Source organism: Methylotenera versatilis 79 (assembly GCF_000384375.1).
Lineage (GTDB): Bacteria > Pseudomonadota > Gammaproteobacteria > Burkholderiales > Methylophilaceae > Methylotenera_A > Methylotenera_A versatilis_B.
The window spans coordinates 365,007-383,029 of the sequence record NZ_ARVX01000001.1 but is presented as its reverse complement, the minus strand read 5'-3'; the positions used below and the strand labels follow the sequence as shown (position 1 = coordinate 383,029).

General features: G+C 42.0%; 17 protein-coding genes and 1 tRNA gene. 7 read left to right on the top strand and 11 right to left on the bottom strand.

Translation table 11 applies throughout. From position 1 onward, the window contains the following. The first annotated feature begins 39 nt into the window (after positions 1-39). The gene (cyoE, locus tag METVE_RS0101930) at positions 40-924 is read left to right on the top strand and encodes a heme o synthase (protein WP_026361969.1); all 885 of its coding nucleotides are present in this window, start codon (positions 40-42) and stop codon (positions 922-924) included. Between the two features lie 11 nt (positions 925-935). Here the strand turns inward: cyoE and METVE_RS0101925 are convergent. Further along, positions 936-1,012 (bottom strand) — tRNA-Arg (locus METVE_RS0101925). A 157-nt stretch (positions 1,013-1,169) separates the two neighbouring features. On the opposite strand from METVE_RS0101925, the gene METVE_RS0101920 reads away from it, so the two are divergent. Both METVE_RS0101920 and METVE_RS0101915 read left to right on the top strand, forming a co-directional pair. After that, positions 1,170-1,736, top strand: coding sequence for a c-type cytochrome (locus METVE_RS0101920; RefSeq protein ID WP_020166761.1), 567 nt, complete (start codon positions 1,170-1,172; stop codon positions 1,734-1,736). A 119-nt stretch (positions 1,737-1,855) separates the two neighbouring features. Then, entirely contained in the window at positions 1,856-2,698 is an 843-nt protein-coding gene (locus METVE_RS0101915) for a symmetrical bis(5'-nucleosyl)-tetraphosphatase (protein WP_020166760.1), read from the top strand. Here the strand turns inward: METVE_RS0101915 and METVE_RS0101910 are convergent. The 8 genes from METVE_RS0101910 to METVE_RS0101875 form a co-directional block, all read right to left on the bottom strand. Further along, a complete protein-coding gene (locus tag METVE_RS0101910; RefSeq protein ID WP_020166759.1) occupies positions 2,649-3,434 on the bottom strand; it encodes a lysophospholipid acyltransferase family protein in 786 nt (261 codons plus the stop codon). The genes METVE_RS0101915 and METVE_RS0101910 overlap by 50 nt on opposite strands. Before the next feature lies 1 nt (position 3,435). Next, positions 3,436-4,230, bottom strand: coding sequence for a GNAT family N-acetyltransferase (locus tag METVE_RS0101905; RefSeq protein WP_020166758.1), 795 nt, complete (start codon positions 4,228-4,230; stop codon positions 3,436-3,438). Positions 4,231-4,366: 136 nt separating this feature from the next. Further along, positions 4,367-4,789: a glycine zipper 2TM domain-containing protein gene (locus tag METVE_RS0101900; protein WP_369751047.1), complete on the bottom strand. Its 423-nt coding sequence runs from the start codon at positions 4,787-4,789 to the stop codon at positions 4,367-4,369. 177 nt (positions 4,790-4,966) lie between these two features. After that, positions 4,967-5,932, bottom strand: coding sequence for a carbohydrate kinase family protein (locus METVE_RS0101895; RefSeq protein WP_020166756.1), 966 nt, complete (start codon positions 5,930-5,932; stop codon positions 4,967-4,969). Positions 5,933-6,075: 143 nt separating this feature from the next. Beyond that, entirely contained in the window at positions 6,076-6,642 is a 567-nt protein-coding gene (locus METVE_RS0101890) for a TetR/AcrR family transcriptional regulator (protein WP_020166755.1), read from the bottom strand. A gap of 253 nt (positions 6,643-6,895) precedes the next feature. Beyond that, positions 6,896-7,657, bottom strand: coding sequence for a hypothetical protein (locus METVE_RS0101885; RefSeq protein WP_020166754.1), 762 nt, complete (start codon positions 7,655-7,657; stop codon positions 6,896-6,898). A 35-nt stretch (positions 7,658-7,692) separates the two neighbouring features. Continuing rightward, a complete protein-coding gene (locus METVE_RS0101880; RefSeq protein WP_020166753.1) occupies positions 7,693-8,103 on the bottom strand; it encodes a CopD family protein in 411 nt (136 codons plus the stop codon). Next, positions 8,103-8,600 carry a TlpA disulfide reductase family protein gene (locus METVE_RS0101875; RefSeq protein WP_020166752.1) on the bottom strand — a complete coding sequence of 166 codons (498 nt, stop codon included), beginning with the start codon at positions 8,598-8,600 and terminating at the stop codon, positions 8,103-8,105. The genes METVE_RS0101880 and METVE_RS0101875 overlap by 1 nt, the downstream gene beginning before the upstream one ends. 137 nt (positions 8,601-8,737) lie before the next feature. On the opposite strand from METVE_RS0101875, the gene METVE_RS0101870 reads away from it, so the two are divergent. The 4 genes from METVE_RS0101870 to METVE_RS0101855 all read left to right on the top strand — a co-directional run bounded on the left by METVE_RS0101870 (position 8,738) and on the right by METVE_RS0101855 (position 15,281). Next, entirely contained in the window at positions 8,738-12,640 is a 3,903-nt protein-coding gene (locus tag METVE_RS0101870) for a DUF3683 domain-containing protein (RefSeq protein ID WP_020166751.1), read from the top strand. A gap of 110 nt (positions 12,641-12,750) precedes the next feature. Continuing rightward, entirely contained in the window at positions 12,751-13,527 is a 777-nt protein-coding gene (locus METVE_RS0101865; RefSeq protein ID WP_020166750.1) for a hypothetical protein, read from the top strand. A 39-nt stretch (positions 13,528-13,566) separates the two neighbouring features. Beyond that, complete coding sequence (locus tag METVE_RS0101860; RefSeq protein WP_020166749.1) at positions 13,567-14,598, top strand: quinone-dependent dihydroorotate dehydrogenase; 1,032 nt, start codon at positions 13,567-13,569, stop codon at positions 14,596-14,598. 74 nt (positions 14,599-14,672) lie between these two features. Continuing rightward, positions 14,673-15,281 (top strand): glutathione S-transferase, encoded by a 609-nt coding sequence (locus METVE_RS0101855; RefSeq protein WP_020166748.1) that lies wholly within the window; start codon positions 14,673-14,675, stop codon positions 15,279-15,281. A 28-nt stretch (positions 15,282-15,309) separates the two neighbouring features. On the opposite strand, the gene clpA is transcribed toward METVE_RS0101855, so the two are convergent. Together clpA and clpS are read right to left on the bottom strand one after the other, a co-directional pair. After that, positions 15,310-17,589, bottom strand: a complete 2,280-nt coding sequence (gene clpA / locus METVE_RS0101850) for an ATP-dependent Clp protease ATP-binding subunit ClpA (protein ID WP_026361968.1) — start codon at positions 17,587-17,589, stop codon at positions 15,310-15,312. Between the two features lie 106 nt (positions 17,590-17,695). Beyond that, a complete protein-coding gene (gene clpS, locus METVE_RS0101845; RefSeq protein ID WP_020166746.1) occupies positions 17,696-18,007 on the bottom strand; it encodes an ATP-dependent Clp protease adapter ClpS in 312 nt (103 codons plus the stop codon). Between the last annotated feature and the right edge of the window lie 16 nt (positions 18,008-18,023).

Here is an 18,023-nt window from a genome sequence, read left to right as displayed (position 1 = left end):
AGAGAGTATTAATTGAGTCAAAAATCGAACATCAATACAATTAGCCCGCTACAAGCCTTTGCGACAAGTTTTAAAAACTTTTTCGCCTTGTGTAAGCCGCGCGTGACGATGTTGATTGTATTTACTGCGGTTATTGGTATGTTCTTGGCAACGCCTGGAATGGTGCCATGGCCACTTCTATTGGCAACAACGGTGGGTATTGCATTCGCATCAGGTGCCGCAGCAGCTTTTAATTGTTTAATTGAGCATAAAATTGATGCGGTGATGGCGCGCACACGTGGAAGGCCGCTACCGACTGGTCAAGTTTCTCAAACAGAAACAACGGTTTTTGCCACACTTTTAGGCGGTTCAGGTCTATTAATTCTGTATCTGTTCGTTAATCCACTGACAATGTGGTTAACCTTTGCCACTTTTGTAGGTTACGCGGTTATTTACACGGTATTCCTAAAACCAGCTACGCCAATGAATATTGTGATTGGCGGCGCATCAGGCGCTATGCCACCAATATTGGGTTGGGCCGCGGTGAATAATGCAGTTTCGCCAGAGTCATTAATCATGTTTTTGATTATTTTTGCATGGACGCCACCGCATTTTTGGGCTTTAGCTTTATATCGTCGTGAAGAGTATGCCAAAGTAGGTATGCCAATGTTGCCAGTCACGCATGGTGAAGCATTCACGCTTTTACATATTCTGTTGTATACCGTTATTTTAGTTTTAGTGTCTTTTATGCCGTACAGTCTAGGCATGAGTGGCTTGATTTACTTGGTTTCAGCGGTTTTATTAAATGTCGTATTCTTGTGGTATGTCATTGGCTTATACCGAAAATACTCTGATGAGCTAGCAAAAAGTACGTTCAAGTACTCCATTCTGTACTTAACACTCATTTTTGCAGCATTATTGATTGATCATTACTGGAAGATATAAAAAGCATTTTTTGGTGCGCCCGGCGGGAGTCGAACCCACGACCTTTGGCTTCGGAAACCAACACTCTATCCAGCTGAGCTACGGGCGCTTGTGATGGCGCATTATAACAAAGCAACACGCATTAAGATAACAGTTTAGATTGTTTGTAATAATGCCAATATGGCATTAAGTTTGACTTTTAACCTTGTTGGCGTGTGGGTATAATAGCGAAAGTTTAATTTTTTAATATTTAGGAACTAACTGCAATGAGTAAGCATGATGAAGGATATTCAGGTTCTAGTTTTTGGCAATTAATTATTGCTATTCCAGGTACTATTTTAGCGTTTACTTTAATAATCTCGCTATTAGCGTATTTTTTTGGTAAGCCGGCACACACACCAGCTACGGCAGCTGCGGAAACCGCAGAAGTTGCAAAAGTGGAAGAGTCGATTAAGCCAGTCGCTGAAGTGGAAGTGGCGGCAGCTAGCGCTGGACCACATGTGAATAAGAGTGGCGAAGAAGTGACTAAAGCCGTTTGCGCGATGTGTCATGCTGCTGGTTTAATGGCCGCGCCAATGATTGGCAATAAAGAGCAATGGGCACCACGTATTGCACAAGGTTATGAAGCATTAGTAAAACATGCGATTGAGGGCATTCGTAATATGCCAGCGCGTGGTGGTAATCCTGATTTAACTGATGGGGAAATCGCTAATGCAGTTGCACATATGGCTAACGCATCAGGTGCAAAATTTGAGGCACCAAAAGCTGAGCCAGCAGAAGCAGCTCCAGCAGCTGCAACGCCTCCTGCAGCAGAGCCAGCACCTGCAGGTTAATTTTTAAGTTATTTTTAGTGTTAAGTATTGGGTAGTAAGAAAGGCCGCTTAAATTATTTAGGCGGCTTTTTTATTTGTAAAAACGATTAAGTCTGCATGAAACCCCTATAATCAAACCTATGGCAACTTACGCAATTGGCGATATACAAGGCTGTTATCACGCTTTTAGTGCGCTACTCAATCGACTACAATTTAATCCAAAAACGGATCAGCTAAGATTAGTTGGTGATTTAATCAACCGTGGCAGTGGTTCGTTAGAGGTTTTGCGTTGGTGTGTTCAACATCAGTCTTGCGTGAAACTGGTGCTGGGTAACCATGATTTACATGCGATAGCAGTGGCGCATCAGTTAAAAAAAGCGCATAAAAGCGATACACTGCAAGCCATTATAGATGCGCCTGATTGCGATGAGCTACTCACTTGGTTACGCCATCAACCGTTAATGTTGGTGGATTTTGATACGCATCAACAGAGCTATGCAATCGTGCATGCAGGCTTACTGCCGCAGTGGACAATTCAACAGGCAGTCACTTATGCACATGAAGTGCAAATGGCGTTACAAGCGTTTAATTACCGTGATTTTTTAACGCATATGTACGGCAATACACCCAATATTTGGCAAGATGATTTTGTGGGTATGGATAGACTGCGCGTGATTACCAATGCCATGACGCGTATGCGTATTTGTAAAGCGAATGGTGAGATGGAATTTGCTTTTAAAGGTGAGTTGCAAAACGTGCCAGAAGGCTATATGCCTTGGTTTAATGTGCCTAATCGGCAATCACAAGCGACAAGAATATTTTGCGGGCATTGGTCTGCGCTGGGTTTAAGCCAGCGGAATAATGTAATTTCGCTAGATACTGGTTGTTTGTGGGGCGGGCAATTAACGGCTTTTTGTATTGAAACTGGCGTAATCACTCAAGTGCAGCACGATGTGAGAGATTTGGTTGCAAAGCCAATTTAGTGATAATTGCATCATAAGCTTGTTGAGTTAAATCACGTCTGTTTTGCTTGCTGGCATCGATAGGCGTTAAAAAATGCAATTCAACAATCGCATTCTTTAATTGAATGATCCGTTGCATCGATTCTACTAATCCCGTTTCGCCTGCATAAGCCATCGCAGTATTGATACTGCCATCCAAGTTAACGTACCTAATAGCGACTGGCCAGATAATGGTATTTGCATTAATCGCTGCTTGTAATACGCTGCTTTTAAACGGCAATACATGCGTGCCATCTGTCGTCGTTCCTTCAGGGAAAAAACAAAGGTTATCGCCATCTGCCAAGCTTTCAGCAGTACTTTCTACAAGTTTTGCTGCTACTTGTCTTTTACTTCGATCAATAAATAGTGGGTTGGCTTTAGACGCTAAATAGCCGAATATGGGCCAGTTTCTAATTTCTGCCTTGGCAATAAAACGTGATGCAATTTGGCTATTTAATGCATGAATATCTGACCAAGAAACGTGGTTTGCGACAAACATCACACCTTTAGTAGAGGCGGGCGGCAGATTGCCGAAGGTTATCACTTTGATATGAAACGCGCGTAGTAAACCACCGCACCACCATTTAATTAGTGACTTTTTGGATTCTTTGCCCAGTACGGGCAAAATGATTGCTGCGATGATTAATCCAGTAATGGTGTGACAGAAAATGCGTATTATTCGATAGATTCGAATAATTAAGTGACTGTTTTGTTGCAAATTATTTTAAGAAATGCGAAGCATATCGACTGTTGATTTTAGATAAAGGTAACATTACCAGCATATCCGCCGTATTGAAATAGGCATCCCATGCAGGCTCACCACAAATATAGGCACCAAGCCTCAAATATCCTTTGATCAACGGTGGGCAAACGACTTGCATGTTTTGATTTAATGCATGAATCGGCAAAGGATTACGCGCAAAAACGCGGTATTCAGCAGGCGAAAGATACTCATCTTTAAGCTTGTTATACAAACTTGCCGCCATGTGTCCGCCATCATTAATTGCTACACTGCCACAACCAATCATATATTCATAATTGTGCATTTGCATGTATTTGGCTAGTCCAGCCCATAACATCGTAATGGTGCCGCCATTGCGATAATTTTGATGCACGCAAGCGCGGCCAACTTCCACGGTACTTTTGAAAAGATGTGATAATCGCGTAAGGTCAAACTCACCTGCAGAGTAATAACCACCAGCCGCATTGGCTTTTTCTGGGCTTAAGATGCGATAAGTGCCGATCACTTGATGTGTAATGCTTTCACGCACCAATAAATGATCGCAATACTCATCAAAACCATCAACATCTAAGCCGCCTGTGCCTGAAAGCTGCGCGCCCATTTCTTCCGAAAATACTTTGTAGCGTAAACGTTGCGCTTCCGCGACCTCTGCAGGGTTGCGTGCCAAGCTAATAGTTAAGCCTCTTTGTGACGGGTAATTAGATTGAAATGCTCTTGATTGCAGTTCTTTAGATTGTAATGCTTGTGATTTTGCTAACTTGTTGTCAGACATAACATCTCTCCTTTATTTTGAGAGATGTTATGTGCTTAATATGAATGAATCATTAAAGTAAAATGACTAAATGATGACAGCTAAACCCAGAAAGAATGAGTCGCTAATCATTAAGCGACTCATTAGCTAGTAAATATTAATGCGTCACGCGCGAAGTATCTGAATTCTCAACAATGCGTACTTTATCACCTGGCTTAAACTCTTCATCCGCTTCCTGCACAATTGCTAGCATTGAACCGCCATCTAACTTAACGGTAATTTCAATACCATCTTTACGCGTAATACCTTCTTCAGCAGCTGAACCAGCAAGGCCGCCAACTACTGCGCCAATTACCGCAGCAATCGCGCTGCCGCGTCCGCCACCCACTGAACTACCAGCAATGCCACCAACTGCACCACCAGCGATAGTACCAACTGGACTTTTTGTACCTTCTAGCTTAACTGTGCGCACACTTTCCACTACGCCGGTTCTTACTGTCTGCACTTTTCGCGCATCGTCACGTTTGTATACGCTACCAGAGTTAGAGCTCGCGCAAGCAACTGTTAATATTGATAACATCGCGACCAAGGATAGCTTTGAAAATAATAGTTTTGAGAATTGCATAATGGCTCCTTTAATTATTTGATTTATATATTACCGCTTACTTAGTCAATTTAATTAGCATTTGGTTTTGCTATTGACTATTTTTTACTAGGATTCAATAGGTTAACTCAAGAAGTAGTGAACAAAAATTAATTAATGTGTAGTTTGTAAAGCCGCTTGTTCAGCACTCACTTCTGCGATTAATGCTTGTGCATAAACATTTTCAATTTCAATACGCGTTGGTTTGTGATTTTGTCCGCCACGACTCGCGATTTTAATCGCACCCATCGTTGAGGCCAATCGCCCACAAGTGAGCCAATCCCAACCATTTGCAATACCATATAATAAACCTGCACGGTACGCATCACCACAGCCAGTTGGGTCAATAATCTGTTCAGCTTTAACGCATGGTACTTCATAACGTTGACCATCCGCATAAATGTGCGAGCCTTGCGCGCCCAAAGTCACGATTAATGCTTTTACTTTGCTGGCTAATTGCGCAAGTGTTAAGCCAGTTTTATCCTGCAAAACTTGCGCCTCATAATCGTTTACCGCCAAATAAGTTGCCATTTCAATAAAATGCAGCAACTCTTCACCGTTAAACATCGGTAATCCTTGGCCCGGATCAAACAGGAATGGAATGCCTGCTTCAAAGCATTCTTTGGCATGTTGAAACATGCCATCGCGACCGTCCGGTGCAATAATTGCTAAGCTAACTTCTTTGGCATCTTTTACACTGTTTTGATGCGACTCCACCATTGCGCCTGGGTGAAATGCGGTGATTTGATTGTCGTCAATATCGGTGGTAATAAACGCTTGCGCAGTAAAGCTGGCATCGATTTTTTTAATATGTTGCGTACTGATATTGTGTTGATTAAGCCAATTCGTATAACTACTAAAATCGTCACCCACCGTTGCCATAATTAGTGGTTTACCCTCTAATAACTGCAAATTATAGGCAATATTGCCAGCAGTGCCACCAAATTCGCGACGCATTTCTGGCACATAAAAACATACGCTTAAGCTGTGAATTTTGTCAGGCAAAATATGATTTTTAAATTGATCTTGAAACACCATGATGGTGTCGAAAGCGAGAGAGCCACAAATAAGCGTATGCATAATAATACCGATTTTTAAAACGATATTATCTTAGAGCAAGCATGCACTAGGCAAGGGGAGTTTTTAATGCGGCTGAGATTGCTAGGGTAAAATTTGGGTGAAAATAATGGTTAACTATTATTAATGCTCAAATATACGTTAATTTAGGATTGTTTTATCGCGCCATCGATTAAGATTTTAGCGGCTTTTTTAGCATACTTGATTGCACCAGAGCCACGTTTCATTTGCTCAGCTTGCGCTGCGCCTTCAAACAGTAATGACAATTGCAATGCCAAGCCGTCGGCATCTTTAATATTGGCATCGGCAGCTAATTTGCCGATGAACTGTCTAAATTCACGTGATTGCAATGAGGATAGTTTATGAATGGCATTTTCTTCGTTGGGGAATTCTGCTGAAGCTTTAATAAAGCCAACGCCGATAAATGCAGAAGAATTGACCCATTCTTCAATATAGTCAAACAACAATTGAATTTTTTCAGCGGGTTTTTTAGTGCCAGTGTTTAATTTTTCAGTTAACCAGCTTTGAAAATCCAGCTGGCTTTTTTGCAACACTTCTATGATTAGCTGTTCTTTGGTATTAAAGTATTTGTAGAGCGTCATTTTGGTTGTTCCTGCGACGGCGACAATCGTATCCACCCCCGTGGAATTTATTCCTCTAGTGTGAAATAAATCTGTTGCAACCAGTAAAATTCTGTCTTTTAACACGCTCATAAAAATAGTATAGCATGAGATTAATTGGCTTAGTCAATATACTTATAGGTAACATTTTTCATGCGTTAAGTATTTCAGTGCCGATTAAGTGTCTAATATTTATAATAAAAATTAATTAAATTTTTAATCCAAGTTAATTAATATACTTGCTTGTATAGAGCAGATTTAAAATAAATCTGAATATTGGTGCTGCGGAATTTTGATGGAATTGCAATAAATAGGTTGCGTAAAAAGTGCGCGAACAGCTGTTAAGCTAGGTGCCTCTAGAATTAGCCATTAACATTGGCGTGTAATTGCAACGCACCATATCTAATAACTGATGTACTTTTTTTTGATCTTCAATATTGGTAGAAATTTGACCTAATACAACATTCTCAAAATATACTTTTTTATAAGAATCGGGTAATTGTAGCGCCTCAATCAACTGGCAGTTGCCTTTACGCATTTGATCAAGCTGGGCCAATAACGCAGAAGTTTGTTGCGCTGTAGCTATTTGGCTGGGCATAACGGCAATGCTCGGCGCAGTTTGCGCAATTTTTGTATGTGATGCTGAATCGGTTTTATGCATGATAAATAAACTACCCGCAACAACCGATGCGCCTAAAAAGCTGGCGGCAATCGCATAAACGGATGATTTTGCGATGCGGAATTCTTTTTCAGTTTGCGCAGCTATGAGTGCGCTAGCAGCATTTTTAGCATGGCTTAAACTTAACGGATTATTGGCTTGAAGTTTTTCTTGCGCTGCTGCAACTGCCATAAAATACAATTGATTCGCCAACATTTCGGGCAATGCAGCACCAGCTTTAGCGGCTTCTAACGCTAAAAAATCTTGTAATTGATGGTTTGTTGCTAATACGAGGTTTTCTTGTTGAATAGATTGTTGACCCGTATTCGGCGCATCTAGCCAATCTTCTAAAATATCGAACAGGCTTAAAAGCCGCGCTTGCGGTTTGCTGCTCGATTTTTTGAGCATGTTAATCAGCCAGTCTGAATGCAGAATATCTAGATTATTCATGTTTAAATTCGGTTAACTTTAAATGACTTAACGCTTTAAAATGGTTTTACAACCACCAAAATAACGATTGCAAATAATATTAACACAGGCACTTCATTAAACCAGCGATACCAAATATGGCTGCGGGTATTTTTGCCCGCAGCAAGATCGCGCATTAATTTGCCACAATAAAGATGATAAGCAATTAAGCCCGCAACCAGCAACAACTTGGCATGCAGCCAGCCGCCTTTAATGCCATAAGCAATCGTCAGCCATAAACCAAAGATAATCGCCAATATGGCCAGCGGCAACATAAAGCGATATAACTTATTTTCCATTAAACTGAGTCGCTCCAAAGTGGCGGCATCGCTCACCATGGCGTGATTCACAAATAATCTGGGCAAATAAAATAAACCAGCAAACCAGCTGATGACAAAAATAAGGTGGAATGCTTTAATCCAAAGCATTATTTGGCCAGCTCGATATTCAGCAGTTGGTGTAATTTAGCAAAATCCAGTTCACCAATTGTGCGTTGTAGGCGTTTGCCTTGTTTATCAAAAATAAACGCAGTCGGTGTTAAATTTACGCCGCCAAATGCTTGTGTTATTTCAGAGAAACCATCGTGCATCACAGGAAAAGGCAGCGCCTTTTGCCGCGTATAGTTAAGTACTTGCGCAGGCGGATCATAAGGCATGGCGACAGAAATAACCTCGAAACCTTTGGTTTTATAATCATTATAAGTTTTAATCAAATCTGGCATTTCTTTGATGCAGCCAGGGCAATCGGTTGCCCAAAAATTAACCAGCACCACTTTGCCTTTTAAGTCGGCCATGCTGATTTTTTTGCCATCAATTGTGGTAAATGTGATTGTGGGTGCTTGGGTTTTATTGCTTAGGCTTAAGCCTAAAACGATTAATAAAGCCAGAATGGCCGCGGGAATAATGAGTTTTTTAATGGTCAACATTTTATAATTTTAACGCTTTTTAGGCATAATTGTTATCAATAACCATAGAACGCTTGTAGTTATTCCGCGGTCTACAGCATGTTATAATTAACTATTAAATTTAGCCAATTTTATCCACAAGATAAGCCAAAATATAGATGAACGCACCTATCCCCGCTGAAATTTTACAAACCGAGCCGGCTCCTGCCATTCGCTTGCGCGAAATTCCCTACAACTACACCTCATTCTCTGATCGTGAAATCGTTATTCGGTTCTTGGGCGAAGAGATTTGGGATGTGTTGAATGCGTTAAGAGGCGAACGTAAAACCGGTCGCAGCGCGCGTATGTTGTTTGAGGTGTTGGGCGATTTATGGGTCGTCAGCCGCAATCCGTATCTGCAAGATGATTTGCTGGATAATCCAAAACGCCGCAAAGCGATTATTGATGCGCTTTATCATCGCATTAATGCCATTGATGAACGTAATGTGAGTGGCAACACGAGCGGTAATGAAAAAGTACAAAAACTAGTCAATGCTGCCAAAAAAGCGGTGGAAAAGTTTGCCGATGATTTTCGTCAAACCTATGATTTGCGTAAAAAAGCGTTGGCTAAATACAACAAAATCACGCGCAAAGACAATATTCAGTTTGATGGCTTAGCCCGTGTTTCTCATGTCACCGATGCCACAGATTGGCGTGTTGAGTATCCGTTTGTGGTACTTAATCCGGATACTGAAATTGAAATCGCTGCGCTTGTAAAAGCCAGTATTGAGTTAGGCTTAACCGTGATCCCACGCGGAGGCGGAACCGGCTACACAGGTGGCGCAATTCCGCTAACGCCATTATCTGTAGTGATCAATACAGAGAAGTTAGACAAGCACACAGGCGTGCAAATGCGCACATTGCCAGGTGTTGCGCGTCAAGTTGCCACGATTGAGTGTGGTGCTGGCGTAGTGACGCGCCGTGCGATGGAAGCGGCAACCGAAGCTGGTTTAGAGTTTGCCTGCGATCCAACCAGTGCGGATGCAAGTTGTATCGGCGGAAACGTTGCGATGAATGCGGGTGGCAAAAAAGCCGTGTTGTGGGGTACCGCGCTGGATAATTTGGCATCTTATCGTATGGTGACGCCAGATGCGACTTGGATGGAAGTGGAGCGTTTAGACCATAATCTAGGCAAAATTCACGATATCGCGATGGCGCGATTCAAAATCACCCGTTTTGATATTGACCTAAAAACTCAGTTAGGAGAGCCTGAAATTATCAGTATTCCTGGACCAAGCTTTAGAAAAGTTGGCCTAGGTAAAGATGTGACCGATAAGTTTTTAAGCGGATTACCAGGCATTCAAAAAGAAGGTTGCGATGGCTTAATTACCAGCGCAACTTTTATTTTGCATCGCATGCCGAAATATGTGCGCACGATTGCATTGGAATTTTTTGGCAATGTGTCACATGCCGTTCCAGCGATTGTGGAGATTAAAGATTATCTCGATGCAACCGCTAAACCAGATCCAGCAATCCCTAACAAGTCGCTCGTTATTATGGCTGGCTTGGAGCACATGGATGAGCGCTATATCAAAGCGGTTGGTTACGCCACAAAAGCGGCAAGGCAGCAACGCCCGAAAATGGTATTGATTGCGGATATCGCTTCTGATGATGAAAATGCCGTCGGTGAAGTGGCTTCTGCCATGGTGCGTATGTGTAACGCTAAAAATGGCGAAGGTTTTATTGCCGTATCAGGCGAAGCACGCAAAAAATTCTGGCTAGACCGCGCGCGTACAGCCGCCATCGCTAAACATACTAACGCCTTTAAAATCAATGAAGACGTTGTGATTCCATTGCCTAAATTAGGCGAATATTCTGATGGTATTGAACGCATTAATATTGAGCTTTCAATACATAACAAGCTTAAATTAGTCGATGCTTTAGAAGCGTTTATGCAGACAGACTTGCCCTTGCAAGCCGATGAAGATGGTAATGCAGATGCGCAAATGGTACAGACCAAACAAGTGATGGCCTTGCAATTGTTGCGGGATTTACGTTCAAAATGGCGCTTAATTTTAAACACGCTAGATGAACCTGTGAGTGTGTTAGGTGCGCTGGGTAAAGATCATAGCCAATACGAAAATGTATTCCGCGCGGTGCAATCTTACGATTTACGCATCTCTTGGAAGCGCGAACTAAAACGCCCAATGGCGGAGATTTTCGTTGGACGCGAATATCAAAAAATATTGGCACGTTTTGATGAAATTCATAAAACCGTACTCAAAAGCCGCGTATTTATTGCCTTGCACATGCATGCGGGGGATGGCAATGTGCATACCAATATCCCCGTCAATTCTGACGATTACGGCATGATGAAGCAGGCGCATGAAGCAGTTGACCGCGTGATGGCGCTGGCCAAAGGCTTGGATGGCGTGATTTCTGGCGAGCATGGCATTGGTATCACCAAAATGGAGTATTTGGATCAATCAACCATTGACACATTTACCGTCTATAAAAACAAGGTTGACCCGAACGGCCACTTTAATAAAGGTAAATTGTTAGCAGGTTCTGGGCTTGAAAATGCTTATACGCCAAGCTTTGGTTTATTAGAGCAAGAATCTATCATCATGGAGCAATCAGCGATTGGCGAAATTGCCGATGATATAAGTGATTGTTTACGTTGCGGAAAATGTAAGCCTGTTTGTACGACACATGTGCCGAGGGCAAATCTTTTATACAGCCCGCGCAATAAAATTTTAGCAACGTCATTGCTAATTGAAGCATTTTTGTACGAAGAGCAAACGCGGCGTGGTATCTCAATTAAACATTTTGACGAGTTTAACGACGTGGCCGACCATTGCACCGTTTGCCATAAATGTTTGAATCCATGTCCTGTGGATATTGATTTTGGTGATGTATCCATCAAAATGCGCAATTTTTTACGTGTACAAGGTAAAAAGCAATTTAACCCGGGCACTGCGGCTGGCATGCTGTTTTTAAATGCTAAAGACCCAGCGACGATTAAATTTATACGCACAACCATGATTGGTTGGGGTTATAAAGCCCAAAACATTGCGCATACGTTAGCCAAAAAATTCGGCCTGCTTAAAAATAAGATTCGTCCGCCTGCCAGTGTTGGTAAGCCAGAAATCAAAGCACAAGTGATTCATTTTATTAATAGGCCAATGCCTAGAAAAATGCAGTCTAAAACTTCACGCGCCATGCTTGGTGTGGAAGATGACAGCATGATTCCAGTGATTCGCAATCCGCAAAAAGTGACTGAAGATTCTGAAGCGGTATTCTATTTTCCTGGTTGTGGCTCAGAACGTTTGTTCTCAAACGTGGGATTAGCAACACAGGCGATGTTGTATGAAGTGGGAGCAATCACCGTATTGCCGCCTGGATATTTATGTTGCGGCTATCCGCAAACATCAGCAGGTAATCACGATAAAGGTCAAGAAATCACTGCGGATAATCGCGTATTGTTCCATCGCGTAGCTAATACCTTGAATTATTTGGATATTAAAACCGTTATCGTATCTTGCGGTACGTGTATGGACCAACTGCAAAAATATGAATTTGAAAAAATATTCCCAGGTTGCAGATTGTTGGATATCCATGAATATCTGATGGAAAAAGACATGCGCTTGCAAACGGTGACAGGTACGCGTTACATGTACCACGACCCATGCCATAGCCCGATGAAAACCTATAAGCCAATGGAAGTCACCAATAAGCTAATGGGCCAAGAAGTGCAATTGAACGACCGTTGTTGTGGCGAAAGCGGCACTTTTGCTGCTGCTAGACCTGATATTGCCACGCAAGTTAAATTCCGTAAGCAAGAAGAGCTGGAAAAAGGTATGAATAAAATGGGCTTAACCGTTGGTAAGCCTGAAGGAAAAGTGAAAATCCTCACCAGTTGCCCAAGCTGCCTGCAAGGCTTAGCGCGTTATGGGGATGATACGGGTATTGAAGCCGATTACATTGTGGTCGAAATGGCTAAGCATATTCTGGGCGATAACTGGATGGAAGAATATGTGGAGCGCGTGAATAATGGCGGGATTGAGAAGGTATTGTTGTAATTAGTATTTATTAACCATTAGTACCGAGTTAAAAATACTGAAAATATCTACTGTTGAGAATGTTGATAAATAGCGATAGTAATCTCGTTTTTGAATATTAAACACACAGTATGACTAAAATTACGCTCTTCTTATTTCTCTTAATCCAAAGTCCTTTAATACTTGCCGCGACGGAAGATGGTCGCTGGCATGCAGGTATTGGCGACGCAACGGTTTTTGGTTGGATAACTGTGGCAGTTTATTTGTTGGCTGTTGCGCGCTGTATTGTTAAAGCAAATGCATCTAAGAAGTTTGGTGGAAATTATTTATTTTGGTTGTATTTAGCCATTTTTCTACTATTTTTAGGTGTTAATAAACAGTTAGATTTGCAAAGTTGGTTTACTGAAATGCTCAAAGATGCTGCGCAACATCATGGTTGGTATGAGCATAGAAGGCCAGTACAAGTGGCTTTCATCGTGGTGCTAGGTTTTGGTATGCTAATGGCATTAATCGCTTTCAGATTGTTTCTAGTAAATACTTGGCGCAACTACAAGCTCGCTTGGATGGGGATTATTCTGTTGTGCACCTTTATTTTGATACGTGCAGCCTCCTTTCATCATGTGGATATTCTGATTAACACGGAAATTTTAGGGCTTAGGCTAAATGTATTGCTGGAAATCGGCGCGATTCTGATCATTATATTAGGGACCTATTTCAATAAAAAACAGGTCAACTCTTTACTTGCAGATACGATTTCAGTGCGAGATTATGTTCAAATCGAAAAAGAAGGTGATATTGTTAGATGCCCGCAATGCGGCACTCAGCCTTTGTCAAAAACACGTGATGATCGACTGTTTAAATGCCGATCTTGCGGGTTCAAATATACGGTACGTGTGATGAACATTTAGCGCTACTAAAAATCGATTCAACTCACGTAAAATAGCGCTATGAATTACTACCAACTTGCCAAGCCTTTGCTGTTTCAATTAGATGCTGAAACTGCACATGACATCACCTTAAAAAGTCTTAAATTCGCCGAAAAAACGGGTTTATTAGCGCTTTATCCAAAACCACCTGTTTGCCAGCCAAGACAAGTAATGGGATTAAATTTCCCCAATCCAGTTGGTCTGGCAGCGGGTTTAGATAAAAACGGTGCAGTTATCGATGGCATGGCTGCATTGGGTTTTGGTTTTATTGAAGTGGGCACTGTCACACCGCGCGCGCAGCCAGGAAATCCTAAGCCGCGCTTATTCAGGGTGAAAGAAGCGCAGGGCGTAATTAACCGTTTTGGTTTTAATAATTTGGGTGTGGACAATTTAGTTAACAATGTAAAAGCGGCTAAATTTGATGGCGGGCTTTCTAATCAAATTCTGGGTATTAACATTGGCAAGAACTTTGATACGCCGATTGAAAATGCGGTGGATGATTATCTAATTTGCATGAAAAAAGTGTATGAACATGCCAGTTACATCACCGTAAATATTTCGTCACCCAACACTAAAAATTTACGCGCATTGCAAGAGAAAGAAGCGTTATCTAGTTTGCTTGCCAGCTTGAAATTAGAGCAAAATAAACTCGCGCAGCAGTACGGTAAATATGTGCCAATCACTTTAAAAATAGCGCCTGATTTAACCCAAGAGCAAGTGACTGAAATTGCCGGTTTGTTGATGCAGCATCAGATTGATGGTGTGATCGCGACGAATACAACGCTGGCACGTGATGTCGTCAAAGGCATGAAAAATGGCGATGAAACTGGTGGATTATCAGGAGCGCCGGTGCGGAATCAATCGACTATTGTGATTCAACAGCTTTCAAAACAATTACAAGGCGCATTGCCGATTATTGGCGTGGGTGGGATATTAAGTGCTGCAGATGCCGTTGAAAAAATTGCTGCTGGTGCGAGTTTGGTGCAGATTTATAGTGGGCTGATTTATAAAGGTCCTGCGCTGGTGCGTGATATTTGCACAACATTAGGTTAATTCAATCCTAGACTAAACATAGAGACTTAACACTATTTTTAGGCAAAAAATAGTGTTAAGTTATTAGAGCTTGTATGCTTCCAATTTTATATTCCTACCGCCGTTGTCCTTACGCCATGCGTGCCAGACTGGCAATTTTTGTAGCCGATATTTCAGTTGAAATACGCGAAATAGTATTGCGCGACAAGCCTGCACATATGTTGCAAGTGTCGCCAAAAGGTACTGTGCCAGTGTTGATATTACAAACTAGCGTTGTAATTGAGCAAAGCTTGGACATTATGTTTTGGGCTTTGCGGCAATATGATCTACAAGATTGGCTGGATGCGGATTCTGGCAAAATGCAGGCATTAATTACCGAGAACGATACATATTTTAAGCAAACGCTTGATAGTTACAAATATCCTGAACGTTATCCGCAATTCACTCAAACGCATTATCGTCAACAAGGTGAGAAGTTTCTACAGCACTTAGAACATTTATTAAATCAAAACGTTTATTTATTCAAAGATACCGCCAGTTTGGCTGATATGGCAATTTTTCCCTTTGTGCGCCAGTTTGCGGCGGTCGATTTAACTTGGTTTGAATCGTCAAATTATCCGAAATTGCAAAACTGGCTTAATACTTTAGTTAACTCAGAATTATTTGAACGCGTGATGAAAAAACAGCCAACTTATATTGCATAAGTTGGCTGTTTTTATTGTGCACTAAAACTTAGTCTGCGGTTGCTAGCAAGGCATCGCGTGATTGGTTATCTTTGCTAAAAACCAGTTTAACTTGGTCCTTATCATCAATATCGACATGCACTGCGCCACCATTGCTGAGGCGGCCGAATAGCAATTCGTCTGCCAAGGCTTTACGAATCGTATCCTGAATCAAACGCGCCATTGGACGTGCACCCATTTGCGGATCAAAACCTTTTTTACCTAGATAGGTTTTAAGCGCATCGCTAAACGTTACATCCACTTTTTTCTCATGCAACTGGTCTTCTAATTGCATCAAGAATTTATCGACCACGCGGATGATAATATCTTGCGTTAAGCTGCCAAAAGACACTGTCGCATCTAGACGATTACGGAACTCTGGTGAGAATAGGCGTTTAATATCCGCTTGCTCATCACCAGCTTCTTTTGCATTGGTAAATCCAATGCTCGATTTAGCCAAATTCTCAGCGCCTGCATTCGTTGTCATGATAATCGTGACATTTCTAAAGTCCGCTTTACGGCCATTATTGTCAGTCAAAGTACCGTGATCCATCACTTGCAACAGGATGTTGAAAATATCCGGATGCGCTTTTTCAATCTCATCTAGCAGTAAAACGCTATAAGGCTGTTTGGTGATTGCTTCAGTCATCAAGCCACCTTGCTCAAAGCCCACATAGCCTGGAGGCGCACCAATCAAACGGCTGACTGCGTGACGCTCCATGTATTCACTCATATCAAAGCGAATTAATTCAACGCCCATGATGTAAGCTAACTGCTTGGCGACTTCGGTTTTACCCACACCAGTCGGACCGCTGAATAAGAAGCTACCAATGGGCTTATTATTTTGACCCAAGCCACTACGCGCCATTTTTACGGCTGATGTCAGTGCTTCAATCGCTTTATCTTGGCCAAAAACCACGGCTTTTAAATCACGCTCTAATGTTTTAAGCGCGTTGCGGTCATCGCTAGAGATATTTTTAGGCGGAATGCGCGCAATTTTAGCCACGATGTCTTCAATTTCTTTATTGCCGATGACTTTTTTCTGCTTGTTTTTAGGCAGAATGCGTTGCGCTGCGCCGGCTTCATCAATCACATCAATCGCTTTGTCGGGCAAATGACGGTCATTGATGTATTTAGCTGCAAGTTCAGCTGCTGTAGTTAAAGCGCTTGCACTATATTTCACGCCGTGATGTTCTTCAAAACGTGATTTTAAGCCTTTTAAAATCTCAATCGTTTCGGCGATACTTGGTTCAACGACATCTACCTTTTGGAAGCGACGTGATAGCGCATGGTCTTTTTCAAAGATGCCGCGATATTCTTGATAAGTAGTTGCGCCGATGCATTTAAGCGTGCCATTTGAAAGCGCAGGTTTCAGTAAATTAGAAGCATCCAAGGTTCCACCACTGGCTGCGCCTGCACCGATTAACGTGTGAATTTCATCAATAAATAAAATTGCATCCGGTTTTTCGGCCAGCTGTTTCATCACCGCTTTTAAGCGTTGCTCAAAATCGCCACGGTATTTGGTGCCAGCCAATAGTGCACCCATATCCAATGAATACACCGTTGCATTTGCCAATACTTCTGGAATCTCTTTCTCAACAATGCGACGTGCTAAGCCTTCCGCAATCGCAGTTTTACCTACGCCAGCTTCGCCAACCAATAGTGGATTGTTTTTACGGCGGCGGCACAATGTTTGAATCACACGTTCGATTTCTGGACCACGACCAATCAGCGGATCAATTTTCCCTGCTAAGACTTGAGCATTTAAGTTAAGCGTGAAGTTTTCTAGCGCACCACTTGGTACGGCTTCTGCTTCAGACTCTGTTTCTGTGCCTTCTGGTTTAGCGTCGCCTTCTGGTATTTTTGCCACGCCGTGTGAAATAAAGTTAACCACATCTAAGCGGGTAATTCCTTGTTGATGCAAGAAAAACACTGCATGAGAATCTTTTTCACCGAAAATCGCCACTAGCACGTTCGCGCCAGTCACTTCTTTTTTGCCAGATGATTGCACATGCAACATCGCACGTTGAATCACGCGTTGGAAGCCAAGTGTTGGTTGTGTGTCTACTTCTTCTGTGCCGTTAACAGTCGGTGTGTGTTCTTCAATATAGTGATTCAATTCACTACGCAACACATCAAATTTTGCACCGCATGCGCGCAACACTTCCGCCGCAGTCGGATTATCGATCATGGCTAATAATAAGTGTTCAACTGTAATCAGTTCATGACGCTTTTGTCTTGCGTCCATAAATGCCATGTGCAAACTTACTTCAAGTTCTTGCGCGATCATTTTGTACCAACTTTCATTTACTTTTACACCTGCAACCAGCAATGCTGGGCTTGTTTTTACTACTACTCACGCTAATATTATGTCTGCCAACTAATACTTCAGCCAACTAAGCAAGTTCTGTCACACACTGCAACGGATGTTGCGATTCCTTGGCATGCGTTAAAACCTGTTTCATCTTCGTTTCCGCAATATCTTGCGGATAAACACCACAGACACCCATGCCTTCTGTATGTACTTTGAGCATAATTTGTGTCGCTTGTTCACGGCTTTTGTTAAAAAAACGTTCAATCGTTTCTACAACAAACTCCATGGGCGTGTAATCGTCATTTAACAACAGCACTTTGTACATAGCCGGCAGTTTTGGTTTAACTGCACTAGGCTTAATTGCAATATCTTGGTTAGGGTTTGTATTAGCCATTTGCTACTTTGTTAAT